21 protein-coding genes and 1 pseudogene are annotated in these 19,673 nt (G+C 72.6%); 13 read left to right on the top strand and 9 right to left on the bottom strand.

All coding sequences use genetic code 11. From position 1 onward, the window contains the following. The 4 genes and pseudogenes from AB0K82_RS30395 to AB0K82_RS30380 form a co-directional block, all read right to left on the bottom strand. Positions 1-93, bottom strand: a pseudogene (locus tag AB0K82_RS30395) (NADH-quinone oxidoreductase subunit C); the annotation flags it as partial. Positions 94-351: 258 nt separating this feature from the next. Next, positions 352-1,962: an IucA/IucC family protein gene (locus AB0K82_RS30390; protein ID WP_364403622.1), complete on the bottom strand. Its 1,611-nt coding sequence runs from the start codon at positions 1,960-1,962 to the stop codon at positions 352-354. After that, the gene (locus tag AB0K82_RS30385; RefSeq protein ID WP_364403619.1) at positions 1,959-3,494 is read right to left on the bottom strand and encodes an IucA/IucC family protein; all 1,536 of its coding nucleotides are present in this window, start codon (positions 3,492-3,494) and stop codon (positions 1,959-1,961) included. The genes AB0K82_RS30390 and AB0K82_RS30385 overlap by 4 nt, the downstream gene beginning before the upstream one ends. Beyond that, positions 3,491-4,609, bottom strand: a complete 1,119-nt coding sequence (locus AB0K82_RS30380) for a siderophore biosynthesis protein (RefSeq protein ID WP_364403616.1) — start codon at positions 4,607-4,609, stop codon at positions 3,491-3,493. Before AB0K82_RS30380 ends, AB0K82_RS30385 begins: the two co-directional genes overlap by 4 nt. A 164-nt stretch (positions 4,610-4,773) precedes the next feature. Between AB0K82_RS30380 and AB0K82_RS30375 the strand changes: the two genes are divergently transcribed. The 4 genes from AB0K82_RS30375 to AB0K82_RS30360 all read left to right on the top strand — a co-directional run bounded on the left by AB0K82_RS30375 (position 4,774) and on the right by AB0K82_RS30360 (position 7,419). Continuing rightward, positions 4,774-5,553, top strand: a complete 780-nt coding sequence (locus AB0K82_RS30375) for an ATP-binding cassette domain-containing protein (protein WP_364403613.1) — start codon at positions 4,774-4,776, stop codon at positions 5,551-5,553. Then, positions 5,553-6,149 (top strand): metal-dependent phosphohydrolase, encoded by a 597-nt coding sequence (locus AB0K82_RS30370; protein ID WP_364403610.1) that lies wholly within the window; start codon positions 5,553-5,555, stop codon positions 6,147-6,149. Before AB0K82_RS30375 ends, AB0K82_RS30370 begins: the two co-directional genes overlap by 1 nt. A 194-nt stretch (positions 6,150-6,343) precedes the next feature. Beyond that, entirely contained in the window at positions 6,344-6,979 is a 636-nt protein-coding gene (locus AB0K82_RS30365) for a DUF433 domain-containing protein (protein WP_364403608.1), read from the top strand. Next, positions 6,979-7,419 carry a hypothetical protein gene (locus tag AB0K82_RS30360; protein ID WP_364403606.1) on the top strand — a complete coding sequence of 147 codons (441 nt, stop codon included), beginning with the start codon at positions 6,979-6,981 and terminating at the stop codon, positions 7,417-7,419. Before AB0K82_RS30365 ends, AB0K82_RS30360 begins: the two co-directional genes overlap by 1 nt. A 111-nt stretch (positions 7,420-7,530) precedes the next feature. On the opposite strand, the gene AB0K82_RS30355 is transcribed toward AB0K82_RS30360, so the two are convergent. Continuing rightward, positions 7,531-7,809 carry a DUF4031 domain-containing protein gene (locus tag AB0K82_RS30355; protein WP_364403604.1) on the bottom strand — a complete coding sequence of 93 codons (279 nt, stop codon included), beginning with the start codon at positions 7,807-7,809 and terminating at the stop codon, positions 7,531-7,533. Positions 7,810-7,854: 45 nt separating this feature from the next. Between AB0K82_RS30355 and AB0K82_RS30350 the strand changes: the two genes are divergently transcribed. Both AB0K82_RS30350 and nudC read left to right on the top strand, forming a co-directional pair. Beyond that, positions 7,855-9,234 carry a dipeptidase gene (locus AB0K82_RS30350; protein WP_364403602.1) on the top strand — a complete coding sequence of 460 codons (1,380 nt, stop codon included), beginning with the start codon at positions 7,855-7,857 and terminating at the stop codon, positions 9,232-9,234. 72 nt (positions 9,235-9,306) lie between these two features. Continuing rightward, positions 9,307-10,149: an NAD(+) diphosphatase gene (gene nudC, locus AB0K82_RS30345; RefSeq protein ID WP_364403633.1), complete on the top strand. Its 843-nt coding sequence runs from the start codon at positions 9,307-9,309 to the stop codon at positions 10,147-10,149. A 58-nt stretch (positions 10,150-10,207) separates the two neighbouring features. Here nudC and AB0K82_RS30340 read toward each other — a convergent pair whose 3' ends face one another. After that, complete coding sequence (locus AB0K82_RS30340) at positions 10,208-10,489, bottom strand: GYD domain-containing protein (protein ID WP_364403601.1); 282 nt, start codon at positions 10,487-10,489, stop codon at positions 10,208-10,210. A 174-nt stretch (positions 10,490-10,663) separates the two neighbouring features. Between AB0K82_RS30340 and pfkB the strand changes: the two genes are divergently transcribed. From pfkB to ptsP, 7 genes are read left to right on the top strand one after another with little or no spacing between them, the layout of a single operon-like run. After that, the gene (pfkB, locus tag AB0K82_RS30335) at positions 10,664-11,614 is read left to right on the top strand and encodes a 1-phosphofructokinase (RefSeq protein WP_364403598.1); all 951 of its coding nucleotides are present in this window, start codon (positions 10,664-10,666) and stop codon (positions 11,612-11,614) included. 31 nt (positions 11,615-11,645) lie between these two features. Continuing rightward, positions 11,646-12,821 (top strand): PTS mannitol transporter subunit IICB, encoded by a 1,176-nt coding sequence (locus AB0K82_RS30330; protein ID WP_364403595.1) that lies wholly within the window; start codon positions 11,646-11,648, stop codon positions 12,819-12,821. Then, a complete protein-coding gene (locus AB0K82_RS30325; RefSeq protein ID WP_364403592.1) occupies positions 12,818-13,126 on the top strand; it encodes a PTS lactose transporter subunit IIB in 309 nt (102 codons plus the stop codon). Before AB0K82_RS30330 ends, AB0K82_RS30325 begins: the two co-directional genes overlap by 4 nt. After that, the gene (locus AB0K82_RS30320) at positions 13,119-13,565 is read left to right on the top strand and encodes a PTS sugar transporter subunit IIA (RefSeq protein WP_364403589.1); all 447 of its coding nucleotides are present in this window, start codon (positions 13,119-13,121) and stop codon (positions 13,563-13,565) included. The genes AB0K82_RS30325 and AB0K82_RS30320 overlap by 8 nt, the downstream gene beginning before the upstream one ends. Next, positions 13,562-14,596: a zinc-dependent dehydrogenase gene (locus tag AB0K82_RS30315; protein WP_345353969.1), complete on the top strand. Its 1,035-nt coding sequence runs from the start codon at positions 13,562-13,564 to the stop codon at positions 14,594-14,596. The genes AB0K82_RS30320 and AB0K82_RS30315 overlap by 4 nt, the downstream gene beginning before the upstream one ends. 13 nt (positions 14,597-14,609) lie before the next feature. Next, positions 14,610-14,894 (top strand): HPr family phosphocarrier protein, encoded by a 285-nt coding sequence (locus tag AB0K82_RS30310; protein WP_364403586.1) that lies wholly within the window; start codon positions 14,610-14,612, stop codon positions 14,892-14,894. Beyond that, complete coding sequence (gene ptsP / locus AB0K82_RS30305; protein ID WP_364403583.1) at positions 14,887-16,551, top strand: phosphoenolpyruvate--protein phosphotransferase; 1,665 nt, start codon at positions 14,887-14,889, stop codon at positions 16,549-16,551. The genes AB0K82_RS30310 and ptsP overlap by 8 nt, the downstream gene beginning before the upstream one ends. 184 nt (positions 16,552-16,735) lie before the next feature. Here the strand turns inward: ptsP and AB0K82_RS30300 are convergent, their stop codons facing one another. From AB0K82_RS30300 to AB0K82_RS30290, 3 genes are all read right to left on the bottom strand, one after another. Next, a complete protein-coding gene (locus tag AB0K82_RS30300; RefSeq protein ID WP_364403630.1) occupies positions 16,736-17,497 on the bottom strand; it encodes a DeoR/GlpR family DNA-binding transcription regulator in 762 nt (253 codons plus the stop codon). Between the two features lie 78 nt (positions 17,498-17,575). Beyond that, on the bottom strand, positions 17,576-18,964 hold the full coding sequence (locus AB0K82_RS30295; protein ID WP_364403580.1) for a HAMP domain-containing sensor histidine kinase: 1,389 nt from the start codon (positions 18,962-18,964) through the stop codon (positions 17,576-17,578). Then, entirely contained in the window at positions 18,957-19,628 is a 672-nt protein-coding gene (locus AB0K82_RS30290) for a response regulator transcription factor (protein WP_364403577.1), read from the bottom strand. The genes AB0K82_RS30295 and AB0K82_RS30290 overlap by 8 nt, the downstream gene beginning before the upstream one ends. Between the last annotated feature and the right edge of the window lie 45 nt (positions 19,629-19,673).

Raw genomic sequence — 19,673 nt, 5'->3', positions numbered from 1 at the left:
CGGGTGACCGTCGAAGACGATCCCGAACAGGTCGTACGTCTCGCGCTCGTGCCAGTCGTTGGTCGGGTAGACGGCGACGAGCGACGGGATGTGCGTGGCCCAGCGCGGCGAGCAGGCGCGGGTCGGGGTTGGCCTTCGCCGCGTAGAAGACCTCGACGGGGGTCGCGGCCCGGACCGCCGCGGCGTGGGCGCGGAGTCCGTTCAGGTCGTAGACGTAGGCGGGCGGCCGCGTCGACAGGGCGCGTTCCCGCACCGCCTCGGGCAACGACGCCGACGCGACGCGTTCCCGCTCCGTCTCGGGCGGCGGTGTCGGCAGGGCGGGTTCCCGCGTCGTCTCGGGAGGGCGGCCGGTCACGCGAGGCTCTCGGCGAGCGGGTTGGGCACCGGGACGTAGGTCGCCTGCCGGTCGGCGTCACGGGCCCACCGGGTGCGCAGGTTCGCCTTCGCCGGCAGCGGCACCCCGGCCAGCAGCGCGCGCAGCCGCGCGGCGCCGTCCGTGTCAGCCGGGGTGTCCTCGGCACAGCGGGTCACGTGCCGCCGGACGACCCGCCACAGCGCGGGTTCCAGCGACGGCCACCGGTCGGCGAGGGCGGCGGCGACCTCGGCGAGGTGGTTGACGAACAGGCAGTAGACGACGCGGTTCCACCCCTGCTCGGGCTCGTAGGTGAGGGCCCGCGCGACCGGCTCGGGCAGCTCCGCCAGGAACCCTTTCCACGGCCCGGGCAGCAGCTTGGTGCCCTCCAGGTCGCGGAACACCGCGCGGACCGGCGTGCCGTCGCCGTCGACCGCGATGAGGACGTTCTGCAGGTGCGGTTCGAGGACGACGCCGTGCCGCAGGTAGGCGTGCAGGACCGGCGGCACCACGTGCCCCACGTAGGCGTCCCACCAGGCCAGCACCCGGTCCGGCGCGGCGTCGTCGCCGAGGAGCCGGGACACGGCCGCCGGGCCGTCGCCGTCCGGATCGGCGATGGCGGCGGCCAGCAGGGGAGTGCCCGGCAGGCCCCGGACGCCGTCCCGGACGATCACGCCGAGCCCCTCCCGCAGCCGCGTACCGCCGACGGACACCGTCCGGTAGCCGGGCTCGGTGAGCAGCTCGCAGGCCAGGCCGTCGAACACGGGTCGCAGCGCCCGCGTCAGCGCCACCGCGCCGGACAGCTCGTACCAGGCGTTCTTGCGCACGCAGTTGGTGATGCGGACGTCGAGGCTGAACTTCAGGAAGGCGTCCGGCACGTACACGGTGCGGACCGAGGAGGTCGGCACCGCCTCCGGGCCGTACGGTCCCAGGTCGACGATCGCGTCGGACTCCGGCCGGAGCAGGGCGAGCTGCCACGGATGCGCGGGCAGGACGCGGTACCCGGCGCGGACCGGCGGGCCGAGCCGGTCCAGGAGGGAGACGTCGCCCTCCTCGACGACCGCGTCCGTGCGGACGGCCAGCCAGCGCAGCGGGAAGCGGGCCCCGAGCTCCGGGGCGTACGCGGGCCAGTCGGCGCCCTGCCGGGCCTTGGGGGAGGGGTGGAACCGGTGCCCGGCGAGCAGCGACTGCTCGGACGACAGGAACGGGTCGGCGTCACGCGGCGCGCGGCGCCGGCCGATCAGCTCCATGGCGTCGCGGCTGGCCGTCACCTGCGCGGTGAACTCCGGGTTCGGCGTGCCCGTCGTCAACTCCAGCTCGCCGGCGATCAGGTCGGTGATCCGCCGCCAGTCGACGGCCACCCAGCCGTCGCGGCGCTCCTCGATCGGCCCGGCCAGCCGGGGGCTCATCAGCGGCGGGCGGCGCAGGGCGGCGCGCAGCGTGACCCCGACCCGCGGCAGCCGGGCCACGAGGTGTCCTTCGCCGACTCGTACCTGGTGCTCCGGAGCGCACAGCTCGCGCACCGCGCAGTTCAGCAGGGCGAGGGCCGTGGCCGCGTCCGGGTCGACCCGCCCTCCGACGGAGGGCGCGGCCGGGGCGAGGGATGTCACGTCGTCGACCTCTTGAGGTAGTTGGGCCCGGGCGGGCCGTAGTGCTTGTTGATGTCCTGGGCGCCGGTACGGTCCTTGCCGACCAGCGTCCCGGCGGTGACCATGGCCTTCACGGGCAGCCGGTCCGCGTCGAGGGTGCGCGCCCGCAGGAACCCGTCGTCGTACGCGTCGAGCGCGGCGGCGAGCCGGTCGCGGACGAGGCCCAGCCCCGTGTCCAGGGCCAGGAGCCCGCGCTCGGCGAGTCCGAAGGCGAGCGCTCCCGCGCACAGGTGCACCGTGATCGTGACGAACACGCGGGCGAGCGCCTCCGGGTCGGTCGTGAGGAGGCGCTGGTCGGCGAACTCCGCCGGGTCCGGCGCCCGGCCCAGCGCGCGGGCGAGCCGGCCGAGGTCGATGAGCGCCCCGTCGTTGTCCTTGATCATCAGGTGCGGCGGATCGCCGGGCACGATCGAGACGTTCTGCTGGTGGGCCTCCAGCGCGATGCCGTACCGCGCCGCGAGCAGGACGTTCCAGTCGAACAGCACGGCGAGGTACGCCCCGAAGAACTCCGCGACGTCGTCGGTCAGCTCCTCGATGACGTACGGCCCGTCCGGTGTGCGGGCGAGGAGCGCCGCGACCGGGACGCCGTCGGCGGGCAGCCGCCGCACGAGGTATCCGCGCAGCGGGTCGTCCGCGTGGCCGTACGTCTGCTCGTCGGCGAGCAGCACCGGTACACGCTCCCGCTCGACGACCGCGCGCAGCACGCGTTCGACGAGCGCGCCGTCGGAAAGCGTGCCGGGCATGATCACCCGGCGGTTGCGCAGGCCGAGCGTGCTGGTCGGCAGCGGGAGCTTCAGGTGTTCGCGGGCGTCGATCGCGACCGTGCGCATCGACAGCGTCGGCCGTACGGTCACGGCCGGGCCCGGCACGGTGGGGACCAGCCGGGCGGTCAGCGGGTGCACCGGGAACACGTCATGTCCTGCGGGCAGCCCGAGGTCGCGGGGCTCGGGCCACCAGCCGGGACGGTGACCGTGGCGGTGGGCGCCGGGAACGGCGGTCCACGCCAGCGGGAACGACGGCCCGAACTCCGGCGCGTACGCCAGCAGGTCGCGTTCGTCCAGGCCGAGGCGGCACCGCGCGGTCGGGTACACCGGGTGGTCCACGGCGGCGGCGAGGGCGTCGTACCGAGTGAGGCCGGCCGGCCGCGGGCGTACCGCCTCGAACAGGCGCAGCGCCCGCAGCGTCTCCCGGCACTCGCGGTCGAACGCCGCCACGTCGTCGCGCGGGTCGGCCAGCGCCCGTACGACGCCCAGCACCTCGTCCAGCCCGACGGCGTCGGCCACGACGCGCTCGGCGAGGAACCCCGGATAGCGACCCCATCCGCCGTCGTGCGCGGTGAGCGCGACGACCCGGCCGCCGGGCAGGGTCAGCCGGTCGCCGTCGACCCGGCGGGACAGCCCGCCGTAGTCCTCGCGCAGCAGGGCGTCCAGCACCCGCGCGGCGAGGTACCCCTCCTCCAGCCGCGGGACGGCGAGCGCCGGCGCGCCGGTCACGGGGCGATCTCCCAGCGGTGCCGCGCGCGGAACCGCCGGATCGCGGCGTCGACGCGGGCCGCGTCCGGCCCGACCGCGCGGATCGTGCCGAGGTAGTCGCGATTCGTCCGGGTCAGCGCGATCACGTCTCCGGAAGAACGCACCGGCCAGTACGCGACCCGGACGCCGTCGTCCGTCTCCTCCCGGCGCTCCGGCGCGGCGGTCAGCGTGCCGGACCGGTCCGCGATCACCGAGTCGACCGCCGCGTGTCCGGTGACGGGCGGCGGCTCGGGCACCGGATCGCCCAGGTGCGCGCGGAGCACCCACGCGAAGAGCGGGACGCCGAGCAGTTCGGCGAGGAGGAAGTCGCAGTGGTCGCCGATGATCCGGTAGTTCACCTCGACGATCCGCGCCCGGCCCTCGTGCACGACGTACTCGGTGTGGCAGGCGCCGAAGCCGACCCCGAGCCGCCGCAACGCGTCCAGGACCTGGTCGGCGCAGGGCGGCGGCGCCCAGTCGAGGCGCTCCTCGATGAAGTGCGGCGGCGGCGACAGCGCGGTGCGGAAGGAGCCGACGACGTGGCCGTTCAGCGTCTCGAGGGTGTGCAGGTCGCCGGGGAGGTACTCCTCCACGACGAGGGCGCCCGGCCGCCGGAGCCAGATCTCGCGGCAGCGCGCGGCGAGCTCGGCCGCGTCCCGTACGAGGAAGACGTCTTCGCTGGCGACGCCCTCGCGCGGCTTGACGACCAGCGGGTACGGGGCGTCCGCGAGCGCGGGCGACTCCTGGCCGGGCCGGAGCTCGACCGCGAAGACCCCGCCCAGCGCGCGGCGCATCAGCGCCTTGTTCTTGGCCCGCAGCGCGGCCCGCCAGTCCTTGCCCGGCAGCCCGAAGTACTCGGCGGCCAGGGCGGTGGGCGCCTGCAGGTGGTCGCTGTTGGAGAAGATCGCCGCGGGCGCCTCGCGCCGGGAGACCTCGTCGATGATCGACCGGAAGTCGGTGACGTCGCACCGGACCGTCTCCTCCGGCCACGCCCGGTCGGTGAGCAGGGTGACGTCGAGGCCGAGCGAGGCGGCCGCGGGCAGGAAGCCGTGGGCCACGGAATCGGTCCGCTTGCCCGCGACGATGTAGAGCCGCACGAGTCTCCCAGAGGGCTAGGTTAGGCTTACCTAAGTTGCCGGGGTGACCATAGTGGCGTGGACGGCCGCCGTACGCAACCACTTGTGTCGACGTGTGTCGGCTTCGTGGTCAGCGGCCGGTCCGGCCCACCTCCGTTGGGCGCGTGTCGTACGCTCGGCTGTCGATGACTCCTGTGCTGCGTGTAGAAGACGTGCGCTTCGTCCGGGATCGCCGGGCGTTGCTCGACGACGTGTCGCTCACCGTCCACGAAGGCGAGCACTGGGCGCTGCTCGGCGCGAACGGCGCCGGGAAGTCCACGCTGCTCAGCCTCGTCGGCGCGTACCAGCACCCGACGAGCGGGCAGGTGGAGATCCTCGGCCACCGGCTCGGCCGGGTGGACGTCCGCGAGCTGCGCGCCGGGATCGGCCACGTGAACCCGCACCACCCGCTGCGGTCCGGCCGCACGGTGCACGAGGTCGTGCTCACCGGCGCGACCGGCTCCATCGAGCTGGTCCCGCACTGGAAGCCCGCGCCGGAGCAGCTCGACCACGCCGAGGAGCTGATCGACCTGCTCGGGCTGAACCACCGCCGCGACGCCCGGTGGCCCACCCTCTCGCACGGCGAGCGCGGACGCACGCTGATCGCCCGCGCCCTGATGCCCCGGCCGCGCCTGCTCCTGCTCGACGAGCCGGCCACCGGCCTGGACGTCGCGGCCCGCGAGCAACTGCTGACCGCCATCGACCAGCTCCGCCGCGCGCAGCCGTCGCTGACCAGCGTGCTCGTCACGCACCACCTGGAGGAGCTGCCCGCCAGCACCACCCACGCGATCCTGCTCCGCCAGGGCAAGGTCCTGGCCTCCGGCGCCGCGGACGACGTGCTGACCACCGACCTGATCAGCGGGTGCTTCGACCACCCCATCACGATCGAGAAGACCGGTGGGCGCTGGACCGCGAGGGCCGTGTGATGGATCTGCTGTCCCGGTGGCCCGGCCCGGAGGTCCTCGGCGCCGAGCTGATCCGCCGCTACGAGGAGCCGCACCGCCGCTACCACGACGCCGCGCACCTCGCCGAGGTCCTCGACCGGATCGACGAGCTGGCCGGCGAGGCCGACGATGTGGCCGTGGTGCGCCTGGCGGCGTGGTTCCACGACGCGGTGTACCAGCCGTTGCATACCGACAACGAGGAACGCAGCGCCGTCCTCGCCGAGCGGATGCTCGCCGACACCGACCTGCCGCCCGAGACGGTCGCGGAGGTCGCCCGGCTGGTCCGGATGACCGCGGCGCACGACCCGGCCCCGGGGGACCGCGACGCCGCCGTTTTGAACGACGCCGACCTGGCGATCCTCGCCGCCGACCCGGAGCGCTACGCCGCCTACGCCGCCGCCGTCCGCGAGGAGTACGCCGCGGTCCCGGACGAGGCGTTCCGGCACGGCCGCGCCGACGTGCTGCGGGCCCTGCTCGACGCCCCGACCTTGTTCCGCACGGCCCCGGCCCGCGACCGCTGGGAGACCGCCGCCCGCCACAACCTCGAAACCGAACTCATGCTCCTGGGCCGCTCCTGAACCGCTGACGGCCTGCATTGACGTCGGCCCCCGTCGACAAAGGGGACACCAGTGCACGTTCTATGTCCTATGCGTCGCGCAGGGGGGCGGTTCCGGCCCGTCGAACCGCCGTCTTATAGCGCTTACAGGCGTAGAACTGGGATGCTGACATGGAGGAAGAGACGTAACGTAACCGGTACGGGAGGGAGCGGATCATGGCGTACTCGACCCGTATGGCCGCCGCTCTCTCCGGAGCGACGGTCGGGCAACTGCGTACTTGGCGGCAGGACCGCGGCAACGGGCCCATCCTGCGTCCCGAGCTGACGGCGAAGCCGGCCCTGTACTCATTCCGTGACGTGCTGGCGCTGCGCGCCTTCGCGCAGCTGCGTCAGGACGTTTCACTCCAGAAGATCCGCAAGGCACTGGCCAACCTGAAAAAGATCGGTGAGGTCGACCACCTGTCCAGTTACTCCCTGGTCGCCGACGGCGACTCGATCGTTCTCGTGGGCGCCGACGACCACGCCACCGATCTGGTCAAGCGCCCCGGACAGCGAGTGATCGCCACGATGGCCGACATCCTCCAGGAATTCGCGCCCCGGGCCGGTGTGGTGGTCCCGCACCTCCTGCATCCCAAGCAGCACGTCAGCGTCGACCCCGAGACCCAGGGTGGACAACCGGTCATCACCGGCACCCGAGTTCCTTTCAACGTCGTCGCTGAGCTCATGGAGGACGGCATCCCCCCGGAGAAGATCGCCGACTACTATCCCGGTGTGACCGCGGATGCCGCGCGTGACGCCGCCTCCTTCGCGCTCTACGTTGACAGCTACGGCATCGGAACGCGCTCTGCGTGATGCGGATACTCGTCGACGAGAACGTCCCCGTACAGATGCTGGAAACGCTCAGGTGGTTACTGCCCGAGCACGCTGTTCGGCACGTCAGTGAGATCAAGTGGTCGGGCAAGAAGGACCTCGCGCTCCTTCCTGACGCGGCGAAGAAGGGCTTCGACGCCTTCCTTACAAGGGATGCGCGTCAACTGGAGGATCCGTCAGAGACGGATGCCATCAAGAAATCCGGGATGCATCACATCCGGTTCAGCCAAGGACAGAGAGGCATGGCAGGGTTGGGCCTGTCGATGGGGGCAGTGATCGCCGCCATGCCGCTGATAGTCGGTGAACTCGAGGAGACAGACAGCCAGCGACTGGTCCACATCAAGGGCCTGAATCCGGGAAGCAAGCACCGATACGATCTGGTGAACCCCTCCCAGTCACCGCCGCGGTACTGGCCCCGATAGGCGGCAAACGGACGGGTCCGCCGGCCGCCTCGCGGCGCTTGAGCCGTAGTTCGTGATCTCGCGGCTACCCCCAAACGCGAGCCGGCCGCCGACCCCACGGGAGCGTACGTTTCAGACCGCCTCGCCGGAACGTGAGCGCTTGCGGCGGCGTAGGCCCGCGGCGGTGAGGCGGGCGACCAGTTCCTGGGAGCCGACCGGCGTCGCGCCGTGGGCGATCGCCGCGTCGTAGAACTCCTCCGGCACGTCGTAGTGGTCGCGGTCGAACGCCCGCCGCGGCGCGCCCAGCGATTCGGCGAACGCGTGCAGCTCCTCATACGAGGCGTCACTGACCAGATGCGACCAGAGCCGACCACGGGCGGGCCACAGGGGGCGATCGATGAGGATGGTCACCGGACTAGAGTGCCAGAGGACCGTTTCCCTGCGAGAAGGCTGCTCATGGACGTACGCGACTACATCGATGCCAACGCGAGTGGGTTCTTCGACGCGCTGAAGGAGTGGCTGACGATCCCGTCGATCTCCGGCGATCCGGAGCGGCGCGACGACGTACGGCGCTCCGCCGAATGGCTCGCCGCGCACCTGCGCGACACCGGCTTCCCGACCGTGGAGATCTGGGAGACCGACGGTCTGCCCACGGTGTTCGCCGAGTGGCCGGCCGAGGACCCGGCCGCGCCGAAGGTGGTCGTGTACGGGCACCATGACGTCCAGCCGGTCGAGCCGCTCGACGAGTGGGAGACGGCGCCGTTCGTCCCGTTCGAGAAGGGCGAGCGGCTTATCGGCCGCGGCGCGTCCGACGACAAGGGCCAGGTGTTCTTCCACACCCTCGGGCTGAAGGCGAATCTCGCGGCGAGCGGTCGCACCGCCCCGCCGGTCACGGTCAAGATGCTGATCGAGGGCGAGGAGGAGTCCGGCTCGCCGCACTTCGCCGACCTCCTGCGCGCCAACAAGGATCGCCTGGCCTGCGACGCGATCGTCATCAGCGACACGACGATGTGGGCCGCCGACGTGCCGTCGATGTGCACCGGCATGCGGGGCCTCACCGAGGCGGAGGTCTCGCTGTACGGCCCGGCGCTCGACCTGCACTCCGGCTCGTTCGGCGGCGCGGTGCCCAACCCGCTGCACGCCATGTCCGCGCTGCTCGCCGGCCTGCACGACGAGCGGGGCCGCGTCACCCTCGACGGCTTCTACGACGGGATCGTCGAGCTGACCGAGGAGGAGCGGGCGCTGTTCGCCAAGCTGCCGTTCGACGAGGGCAAGTGGCTCGAGACTGCGGGCGAGAGCGGCGCCGCGTACGGCGAGGAGGGTTTCACCACCCTGGAGCGGGTGTGGGCCCGGCCGACCGCGGAGATCAACGGAATGTGGGGTGGCCACACCGGTCCCGGCGGCAAGACCATCGTGCCGCGCGAGGCGCACGCGAAGCTGTCGTTCCGGCTCGTCGCCGGGCAGGACCCGGCGCAGGTGCAGGAGGCGTTCCGCTCGTACGTCGCCGCGCACACGCCGCCGGGCGTCCGGGCGGAGGTCCGCATCCCCGGTCCCGGCGTCCGGCCGTGCTTCTCGCCGATCGACTCGCCGGGCGTGCTGGCGGCCAAGCGGGCGATGGAGAAGGCGTTCGGCACCGAGATCCTGTTCACCCGGGAGGGTGGCAGCGGCCCGGAGGCGGACCTCGCCGACATCCTGGCGGCACCGCTCGTGTTCGTGGCGGTCGGACTTGACGAGGACCAGATCCACGCGCCGAACGAGAAGGTCGAGATGCCGCTGCTGCTCAAGGGCGCGGAGGCGGCCGCGTACCTCTGGGACGAGTTCGCCGCCGGTCTGTAGAGAGGGCCTGTTTTGACGGAGACCTACGACGCGCTGGACTGGCTGGCGCTCTCCCGCGGCACGCTGGACCGGATGGGGGAGCGCCGTCGCGACGAGGCGTGGCTGGCCGCCGCCTGGGACGATCCGCGCACCCGTGTCCTGGTGGTCGAGCGGGGCGAGGCGCTGGTGCGGCCCGGCCCCGCCCTCGTCCTGCTGAGCCGCGAGGAGGCCCCCGAGGGGGAGCGCTATCTGCTCGGCACCGACGGGGACGGCGTCGCCTACTTCGCGGTGTCGGCTCCGCTGCCCGCCGTCGAGGGCACGGAGCCGGCCGACCTGCGGAAGGTGGGCGCCGCGCTGAGCGACCGGGACGCCGGGCTGCTCACCCAGGCCGTCGGCCTGCAGAACTGGCATACAACGCACACCCACTGCCCGCGCTGCGGGGCGCTGACGACCGTGGCCTCCGCGGGCCACACCCGGATCTGCACGGTGGACGGTTCGGAGCACTTCCCGCGTACGGACCCGGCCGTGATCATGCTGGTGCACGACGGCGAGCGGATCCTGCTGGCCAGCGGGTTCCGGTGGCCGGAGAACCGCGTGTCGATCCTCGCCGGCTTCGTCGAGCCGGGGGAGTCCCTGGAGCAGGCGGTCGCCCGTGAGGTGTGGGAGGAGGTCGGCGTCACGGTGCGCGACTGCCATTACCTCGGCAGCCAGCCCTGGCCGCTGCCGCGCAGCCTGATGCTCGGCTTCTTCGCGACGGCCGACCCCGGGCAGGAGCCCCGCGTGGACGGGGAGGAGATCCGCGGTGCCCGCTGGTACACCCGCGAGGAGCTGAAGGCTGTGACGGAGGCGAGGGAAATCCTGCTGCCGGGCCGGGTCTCGATCGCCCGCCAGCTCATCGAGCGCTGGTACGGCGGCCGGCTCCCCGGCGACTGGTAGGAAGCGTCCCACGCCCGTCCGGCGGCGGAGTGCCATGGCACTCCGCCGCCGTCGCTTTTCAGGTCAGGCTGCGCATCTCGTCCATGGAGAAGCAGCGCAGCGTCTCGGAGACGACGTAGCCCCGGCCGGCGATGAACACCGCGAACCTGGCGGCGACCTCCTCGTCGGGTGTTTCGATGAGTCCGACCTGGTCGTACTCCCCCATCGTGAGGTAGAAGCCCAGGACCCTGCCGCCCATCTCCTCGAGGTGCTTGGTGACCTCGGTGACCCGGTCCGGCAGCGTCGCCGCCTCCCGCCGCCCGAGGTCCGTCCACTTCGAAAGCAACATGTACGTGGCCATGACGATCCCCCGATCGATGCCCTCTTAAGGCCCCATTCCCGCAGCTCACGCCATCAATTCAGCATCCGGCCGTCCGCTGGGGACGTGTTTCCGGCCATCCGGAGAAGCCCGTTTGACCCCTTGACGTGGCCACCCAGGTGGGCGTAAACAAATGGAAACACAGACGAAACGGCGGTGAACCAACACGTGATCGTCACGCTGACGCTCAACCCGAGCCTGGATCGCACGATCGAGGTGGACCGCCTCGCCCAGGGCACGGTGATCCGTGCCACCTCGGCGCGGCTCGACCCGGGCGGCAAGGGGGTGAACGTCTCCCGCGCGTTGCTGGCCAACGACGTGCCGACGGTCGCGGTGGTGACGGCCGGCGGGGCGGACGGCGACCAGCTCGTCCACCTGCTGGAGGCCGACGGGATACGCCTGGGCGCCGTACGGGTCGCGGGCCGGACCCGCTCCAACATCACGGTCGTCGAACCCGACGGCCTGGTCACGAAGTTCAACGAGCCGGGCGAACCCCTGTCTCGTAAGGAACTCGACGCGGTCGCCGACCGGGTGCTCGCCGAGGTCGAGGGCGCGAGCTGGGTCGTGACCTGCGGCAGCCTGCCGCCGGGCGTCCCGACCGGCATCTACGCCCGGTTGTGTGAGTTCTTCACCGCCGCCGGCGTCCGGGTCGCCGTGGACACGAGCGGCCCGGCGCTCCCGGCCGCCGTCGAGGCCGGTCCGGACCTCGTGAAACCCAACCGCGAGGAACTGGCCGAGGCCGTCGGACGTCCGGTCGACAGCGTCGGCGACGTCATCGAGGCGGCGGAGGAGCTGCGGGACCGCGGCGCCCGGACCGTGCTCGCCAGCCTCGGCGCGGACGGCGCTGTGCTGGTCGAAGAGGAGGGAGTCACGATCGGCGAGGCGCCGGTCGCCGAGCCGCGGAGCACCGTGGGCGCGGGCGACGCGCTGCTCGCCGGATTCCTGGCGGGCGGAGCACGGGGGGCTCCGGCACTCGCCGAAGGGCTGGCATGGGGGGCCGCCGCGGTCGGCCTGCCCGCCAGCCGGATGCCGCGGCCGGAGGACATCCGGCGCGACATCGTCCGCATCCACACGCGACCGGACCTCGGCCGGTCGCTCATCGCCTAGACCACGTCACGCAGATAACTAGGAGGCCCTGATGGCCACTGCGTACACCCCCACCGTCACCGGAAGCGGCGTCAAGGCCCAGATTCAGCGCCTGGGCGGGCACCTGGCCGGCATGGTGATGCCGAACATCGGGGCCTTCATCGCCTGGGGCCTGATCACCGCGCTGTTCATCCCGACCGGCTGGCTGCCCGACAAGCAGTTCGCCGCCCTCGTCGACCCGATCATCACGCTGCTGCTCCCGGTGCTCATCGGCTACACCGGTGGTCGGATGGTGCACGGTCAGCGCGGCGCCGTGGTGGGCGCGGTCGCGACCGTCGGCGTCGTCGTCGGCGCCAAGATCCCGATGTTCCTCGGCGCGATGATCCTCGGCCCGCTCGCGGCGTACGTCCTGAAGAAGGTCGACGAGTTCACCGCCGAGCGGACCAGGGCCGGCTTCGAGATGCTGGTGGACAACTTCACCGCCGGGATCGTCGGTGGCGCCGCGGCCCTGTTCGGGGTCTGGGGCGTCGCCCCCGTGGTGCGCAACGTCACCACCGTGGCCGGCCACGGTGTGGAGTGGCTGATCCACCACCACCTGCTGCCCCTGGCGTCCGTGCTGATCGAGCCGGCGAAGGTGCTGTTCCTCAACAACGCCGTCAACCACGGCGTGCTCGGCCCGCTCGGAGTCGCGGAGGCGACCGAGCACGGCAAGTCGATCCTGTTCATGCTGGAGTCCAACCCCGGACCCGGCCTGGGCGTGCTCGTCGCCTACCTGCTGTTCGGCCCGAAGACGCTGCGGCCCAGCGTGCCCGCCGCGATCATCATCCAGTTCCTCGGCGGGATCCACGAGATCTACTTCCCGTACATCCTGATGAAGCCGCGGATGATCCTCGCCTCGATCGCCGGCGGCGCCGCGGGCATCGGGACGTTCATGGTCACCGGCGCGGGTCTCGTCGCCACGCCGTCGCCGGGCAGCATCTTCGCGTACGCGGCCGAGACCCCGAAGGGCGTCGGCTCCTGGTTCGGCGTCTTCGGGGGCGTGCTGGTCGCCGCGGGAGTGTCGTTCGCCGTCGGCTCGGCGCTCCTGGGCTTCGGCCGCTTCGCCGAGGCCGGGGCCGAAGCGGAGGCCGCGGCGGAGGCCGAAGCCGGGACCGCGGCGACGGTCATGGATGAGGCGCCGCAGGAGACGGCGCAGCCCACCACCCACCCCGAACCCCAGGGAGCGTGACCGAGTTGAACGGCAAGGACGTCAAGAAGCTGATCGTGGCCTGCGACGCGGGCATGGGCAGCAGCGTCATGCTCGCGAGCCAGCTCCGCCGCGAGCTGAAGAAGCACTCGGTCGAGGTGGAGCACACCCCGGTCAACTCCATCCCCGCCGACGCCGACGTCGTGGTCTGCCACGCCGGCCTCGGCGCGCGGGCGAAGGCCGGCGCCCCGGACAAGCCGATCGTCACGTTCCAGGTGTTCATCGGCGACCCCGCGGTGACCCGCCTGGTGAAGGCGATCAAGGACGGGAGCGAGATCAGTGCCTGACCTGCTCGACCGCGCGGCCGTACGCCTCGACGCGGTGGCGGCCGACCGCGACGACGCGATCCGCCAGTGCGGGCGGACGCTGTTCGACGTGGGCGCCGTCGACGCCACGTACGTCGAGGCCATGGTCGAACGCGAGCGTTCGATCTCGACGTACGTCGGCGAGGGCGTGGCCATCCCGCACGGCACGCTCGCCGGCAAGGACGCCGTACGCCACGACGCGCTGTGCGTCCTGCGCTTCCCCGCCGGGGTCGACTGGGACGGCAACCACGTCGTCCTGTGCGTCGGCATCGCCGCGAAGGGCGACGGGCACGTCCGGCTGCTGTCCGAGCTCGCCCAGATCCTGCTCGACCCGGACAAGGCACGAGCCCTCCGGGAGACCACCGATGTCGATGAGGTGCTCCGGCTGCTGCAGCCGGACGCAGAGGAGGTTACGCAGTGAAGGTCGCCCGTTTCCACGCGCCCGGGGACATCCGCCTCGAAGAGGCGCCCGAGCCGACGCCGGGCCCTGGAGATGTCAAGATCCGGGTGCGCAACTGCTCGACCTGCGGCACCGACGTCAAGATCTACAAGCACGGCCACCACCACATCCGGCCGCCCCGCGTCATGGGGCACGAGATCGCCGGTGAGGTCGTCGAGGTCGGCGACGGCGTGACCGACTGGGCGCCGGGCGACCGGGTGCAGGTGATCGCCGCGATCCCGTGCGGGCAGTGCGAGGAGTGCCGCCGGGGCCGCCGCACCGTGTGCCCGAACCAGGAGTCGATGGGCTACCACTACGACGGCGGGTTCGCCGAGTACACGATCGTGCCCGCCAAGGTGCTCGCCGTCGACGGCCTGAACCGCATCCCCGACGGCGTCGGCTTCGCCGAGGCGTCGGTGGCCGAGCCGCTCGCCTGCGTGCTCAACGGCCAGGAGCTCGCCCGCGTCGGCGAGGGCGACGACGTGGTCGTCATCGGCGCGGGGCCGATCGGCTGCCTGCACGTACGGCTGGCCCGGTCCCGTGGGGCCGCGCGGGTCTTCCTGGTCGACCTCAACGCCGAACGGCTGGCCATGTCGGCCGAGCGCGTGCACCCCGACGCCGCGCTCACCGGCACGGACGTCGTGGACCAGGTGCTGAAGCTGACGAACGGCCGGGGCGCCGACGTCATCATCACCGCCGCCGCGTCCGGCGCCGCGCAGGAGGCGGCGCTGCAGATGGCCGCGCGCCAGGGGCGGATCAGCTTCTTCGGCGGGCTGCCGAAGGACAACCCGGTCATCTCCTGCGACTCCAACCTCGTGCACTACCGGGAGCTGACGATCGTGGGCGCCAACGGGTCCAGCCCGGCCCACAACGCCCGCGCCCTGGATCTCATCGCCTCGGGCGCGGTGCCCGTCGCCGATCTGATCACCCACCACCTGCCGCTGGCCGACGTCCTCGAAGGCATCGACATCGTGTCCCGCGGCATCGCGATCAAGGTCACCATCGAGCCCTGACGAGGGAGTGGACATGCCGACACGTACCGTGGCCGTCGCCGCACGCTCCGGCCTGCACGCGAGGCCCGCGGCCCTGTTCGTCAAGGCCGCCGCCGACCAGGAGGTGCCCGTGCGCATCCGCGTCGGTGACGGCCGGGCCGTGCCCGCCGCCAGCATGCTCGCGGTGTTGTCCCTCGGCGCCGGGCACGGCACCGAGGTCACCCTCGAGGCCGACGGACCGGGAGCCGAAGCCGCCCTCGACGCCCTGGCCGCCCTGCTCGCCCGCGACCTGGACGCCGAGGAACCCGCCGATGCCTGACCTCGACGCCCCGCCGCGCGCCCTGCGCGGCATCGGGGTCGGTCCCGGCCTGGCCGCCGGGCCGGCGGCGCGGATGGCACCCCCGCCCGCGCTGCCGGAGCCGCGCCCCGTCGCCGATCCGGAGCGTGAGCTCGCCGAGGCCGTACGGGCGCTGGAGGCCACCGAGGCCGACCTGCAGGCCCGCTCCGACGCGGCTCACGGTGAGGCGCGGGACATCCTGTCCGCCCAGGCGATGATCGCCGCCGACCCCACGCTGCGGGAGGGGGTCGCGGAGCGGATACGGAGCGGGGAGGACGCCGCGCACGCCCTGCGGTCCACGTTCGACCGGCATCGCGAGCTGCTCGCCGCCCTCGGCGGGTACCTCGGCGAACGCGCGGCCGACCTGGACGACATCGCGAACCGGGCGATCGCCGTGGCGCTCGGCCGGCCGATGCCGGGCCTGCCGTCCCCCGGGCACCCGTTCGTCCTGGTCGCCGACGACCTGGCGCCCGCCGACACGGTCGGCCTCGACACGGGCACCGTCCTCGCCCTGGTCACCGAGCGCGGCGGACCGACCAGCCACACCGCGATCCTCGCGCGTGCGCTGGGCCTGCCCGCCGTGGTGGGCTGCGCCGGGATCCTCGACGTCCCGGACGGCACGGCGGTGGCCGTGGACGGCACGGGCGGTCAGGTCCGCGCGGGCGTCGGCGCGGACGAGGCCGCCGACGTACGCGCGCGGGCGGACGAGGAGCGCACCCGGCTCGCCGCCGGGCACGGTCCCGGGCGGACCGCGGACGGCCACCCCGTCGACCTCATGGTCAACATCGGGTCCGCGGCCGACCTGCGGGGAGTGGACCTCGACGGGGTCGCCGGGGTGGGACTGTTCCGCACCGAGTTCCTCTTCCTGGACCGCAAGGACGCGCCCGGCCTGGACGAGCAGGTCGCCGCGTACGCCGAGGCGTTCGGCCACTTCCCCGAGGGCACCGTCGTCGTACGGACGCTCGACGCCGGCGCCGACAAGCCGCTGCCGTTCCTCGGTCTCCCGGAGGAGCCGAACCCGGCGCTCGGCGTGCGCGGCCTGCGAGTCGCCCGGGACCAGCCCGAGATCCTCGACACCCAGCTCGAGGCCATCGCGCGGGCCGCCGAGCGGACGACCGCGGACGTATGGGTCATGGCGCCCATGGTCTCGACGCCCGTGGAGGCGGCCGGGTTCGTCGAGCGGGCCCGGGCGTACGGCCTGCGCACGGCGGGCGTGATGGTCGAGGTGCCGGCCGCGGCGCTGCGGGCGGAGCGCCTCCTCCAGGTCGCCGACTTCCTCAGCATCGGGACGAACGACCTCAGCCAGTACACCCTCGCCGCCGACCGGCAGTCGGGATCCATGGCCGACCTGCTCGACCCGTGGCAACCCGCGCTGCTGCGGCTCATCGCGGCCTGCGCGGACGCGGGCCGGCGCAGCGGCAGATCCGTCGGGGTGTGCGGCGAGGCCGCCGCCGATCCGGCCCTGGCGCCGGTTCTGGTGGGCCTGGGCGTGACGAAGCTGTCGATGAGCGCGCGCAGCGTGCCCGCCGTGCGCGCCCGCCTCGCCGCGTACGAGCACGCCCGATGCGAGGAACTGGCCCGCCGCGCGCTCGACGCCGACGACGCCGCCTCGGCCAGGGCCGCCGTGCTGTCCTCCTGACCCGACCGGAGGAATGCCCCCGCCGCCGGCGGGGGCATTCTTTTTTGTGCCCGCGCGCCTGGCGATGACCCGCATGGAGCAGGAGCTCGCTCTTGTGTGGGGTGCCAATGGTGGTGCCGTCCGACGCAGGGCAGTGATCAGTACGCGGCCGACGGCCGAAAGGTTCGACGCGACGGCGCCCGCGTCAGACGCGTACGACCTCGGGGCCCTCCGCGGCGAGGTCCGCGGCCAGCCCGGCGTTCAGGCCCGTGTCCGTGATCAGCACGCTGACCTCGGACAGCGCGGCGAACCGCGCGAGGTAGTCGTTTCCGACCTTGGTGTGGTCGACGAGGACGACGGTGCGCCGCGCGGCCTTCATCATCGACTCCTTCATCGCCGCCTCGGCCGGGTCGGGGGTGGTCAGCCCGGCCTCCACGGAACAGCCGTTCGTCCCCATGAACGCCACGTCGACGCGCAACCGGTCGAGCGGCCGCATCGCCCAGTCGTCGACCGTGGCGAGGGTGCGCCCGCGCACCCGGCCGCCCAGCATGATCACGTTGAGGTTCGACCGCGTGGCGAGGACGGTCGCCAGCGGCGGGGAGTTGACGATGACGGTCAGCTCCCGGTCGCTCGGGAGGACCTGGACGAGGCGCCCGGTCGTCGACCCCGCGTCGATGATGATCGATCCGTCGGCTGGCAGCTCGGCGAGGGCGGCCTTGGCGATGCGCTCCTTCTCGGCGGTCAGCACCGCGTCCCGGGCGGCGAGCGCGGGCTCGAAGCCGAGGCGCTCGACGGGGATCGCGCCGCCGTGCACCCGGCGCAGCGCGCCGGCCCGCTCCAGGACGGTCAGGTCCCGGCGGATCGTCTCCATCGTGACGCCGAAGTCCTCCGCGAGCGTCATGACGTCGACCCGGCCGGCCTCCCGGGTGCGGCGGAGGATCTCCTGCTGTCGTTCCTCGGCGTACATGCTGTCGGTGGTACCGCCATCGGCGGAGAGCGTCAAGCCTGCGAGGAGCAGTGGACCCGTGCCGCCGCGCGGCGGCGATCATGTGTCGTCGCCGGGAAGTGTGACGACGAAGGTGGAGCCGTCCGTAACGCGGACGGTGCCCCCCAAACCGGTGACGAGATCGCGGACGATGGTGAGCCCGAGCCCGGCACCGCCGTCCGCGCGGGTACGGGCGTCATCGAGGCGGACGAAGCGCTCGAAGATCCGCTCGCGATCCTCGGGCAGGACGCCCGGGCCGTCGTCGGTGACGGTCAGCGTGACGCTGCCGCCGGTGCCGGTGCCGGTGCCGGTGCCGGTGCCGGTGCCGGTGCCGGCGACGGTCGCCGTCACCTTCGTACGTGCGTGCCGGGCGGCGTTGTCGAGCAGGTTGCGCACGATCCGCGCAAGCCGGGTCTCGGTCTCGCGTACGAGGGCGGGGCCGGTCGTGTGCGCGGTGAACGCGGGGCCGTCGCCGGTGTGGGCGCGTTCGGCCACCTGCTCCTCGACGATGTCGGCGAGGTCCGAGGCCGTCGACGCGGCCGGCACGGGTGAGGCGAGCAAGAGGAGATCCTCGGCCAGGCGCTGCAGGCGGTCGACGTCGGCCAGCGCCGTGGCGACCGTGTTGGGCCAATCCGTTCGCTCTGGGTAGGCCAGCGCGATCTCCAGCGAGTTGCGGAGGCCCGCCAGCGGGGTCCGCAGCTCGTGAGAGGCGTCGGCGACGAAGTGCCGCTGCCGGTGGTGGGCGTGTTCGAGCCGGTCGAGGGTCTCGTTGGTGGTCCGGGCGAGACGGGTTATCTCGTCGTCGATGGCCGGTACGGGAACCCGCTGATCGAGCGCGTGGGCGCTGATGTCGGCCATCTTCGCCCGGATGGCCTCCACCGGCCGCAGGGCCCGGCCGGTGACGAACCAGGCGATCAGGCCGACGAACGGCACGGCGACCGGCAGGCCCCAGCCGAGCAGACGATCGATCGTGGCGACGGCCGTCCTGGCGTCGGCCGGCGAAACGAGCACATACACCGTCAGGCGCTGGGCCGCCTGGCCGCCGCTGCCGGTCAGGCTCTTGATCTGGTCGGCGGGCAGCACGTCGGTGGTGCCGACGACGAACCGGCCCTTCCCTCGGACCGTACGGATGCCCCACCCGACCCGTGGGGGGAATTCGGCCAGGGGCATGTCCAGGTCTTCGCCGAAGATCGACCCGGACACCATGGCGCTCCGCCCATCGGCGAGGACGACGGCGAAGGAGAAGTCGGTGCCTTCCGGTCTGACCCCCGACTCGAAGCTGTAGGTCAGCGAGAAGGCGTCCCGTGTCGCCTCCTCCCGCGCTGCGGTCATCCTCTGGTCACGGACGACGTCGCGGACTCCCCAGCCGCCGGCGCCGAAGACGACGGCGGCCGCGAGCGCCGCGCTCAGCGCGGCCCGCGCCCGTACCGACGTGAACCGCCTAACCACGGGTGGTCACCAGCCGATAGCCGGCGCCGCGCACGGTCTGGATCGTCGGCGGCCCGGACGGGAGCTTTCGGCGCAGGGTGCGGACGTAGACCTCGACGATGTTCACGTCGCCGTCGAACGCCTGGTCCCAGACTTCATCGATGATGTCGATCTTGGCGACCACTTCGTCCGGCCGGCGCGCCAGGCACTCCAGCACCGCGAACTCCTTCGCGGTGAGCCGTACCTCCGCCGCGCTGTGACGGCATCGGCGGGCGGCGAGGTCGAGCCGCAGGTCGCCGGCGGTCAGGACCGATGGGCGGGTCGCGCCGCCACGGCGCAGCAGCGCGCGCAGCCGGGCGACGAGGACGACGTAGGAGAACGGCTTGCAGATGTAGTCATCGGCGCCGGTGTCGAGCGCTTCCGCCTCGTCGTACTCGCCGTTCTTCGCGGTCAGCATGAGGATCGGCACCGAGCTGCCGCATCGGCGCAGCCGCTCGCAGACGGCGAAGCCGTTGAGTCCGGGCAACATGATGTCCAGGACGACCACGGTGTAGGGGTGGGTGAGCGCGAGGCTCAGCCCCTCCCGGCCGTCATGGGCGACGTCGACCGCATACCCTTCGGCCCGCAGGCCATGGGTCAGCGTGGTCGAAAGCCGTTCGTCGTCTTCCACCAGCAACAACCGCATCGGGCCATTATGGCGACATGGCGCCGGGCATTCCTGAAATCGGCT

It is taken from the genome of Actinoallomurus sp. NPDC052274 (assembly GCF_040679475.1).
Classification (GTDB): Bacteria; Actinomycetota; Actinomycetes; order Streptosporangiales; family Streptosporangiaceae; genus Actinoallomurus; species Actinoallomurus liliacearum.
This window is presented reverse-complemented; position numbering and strand designations above follow the sequence as displayed.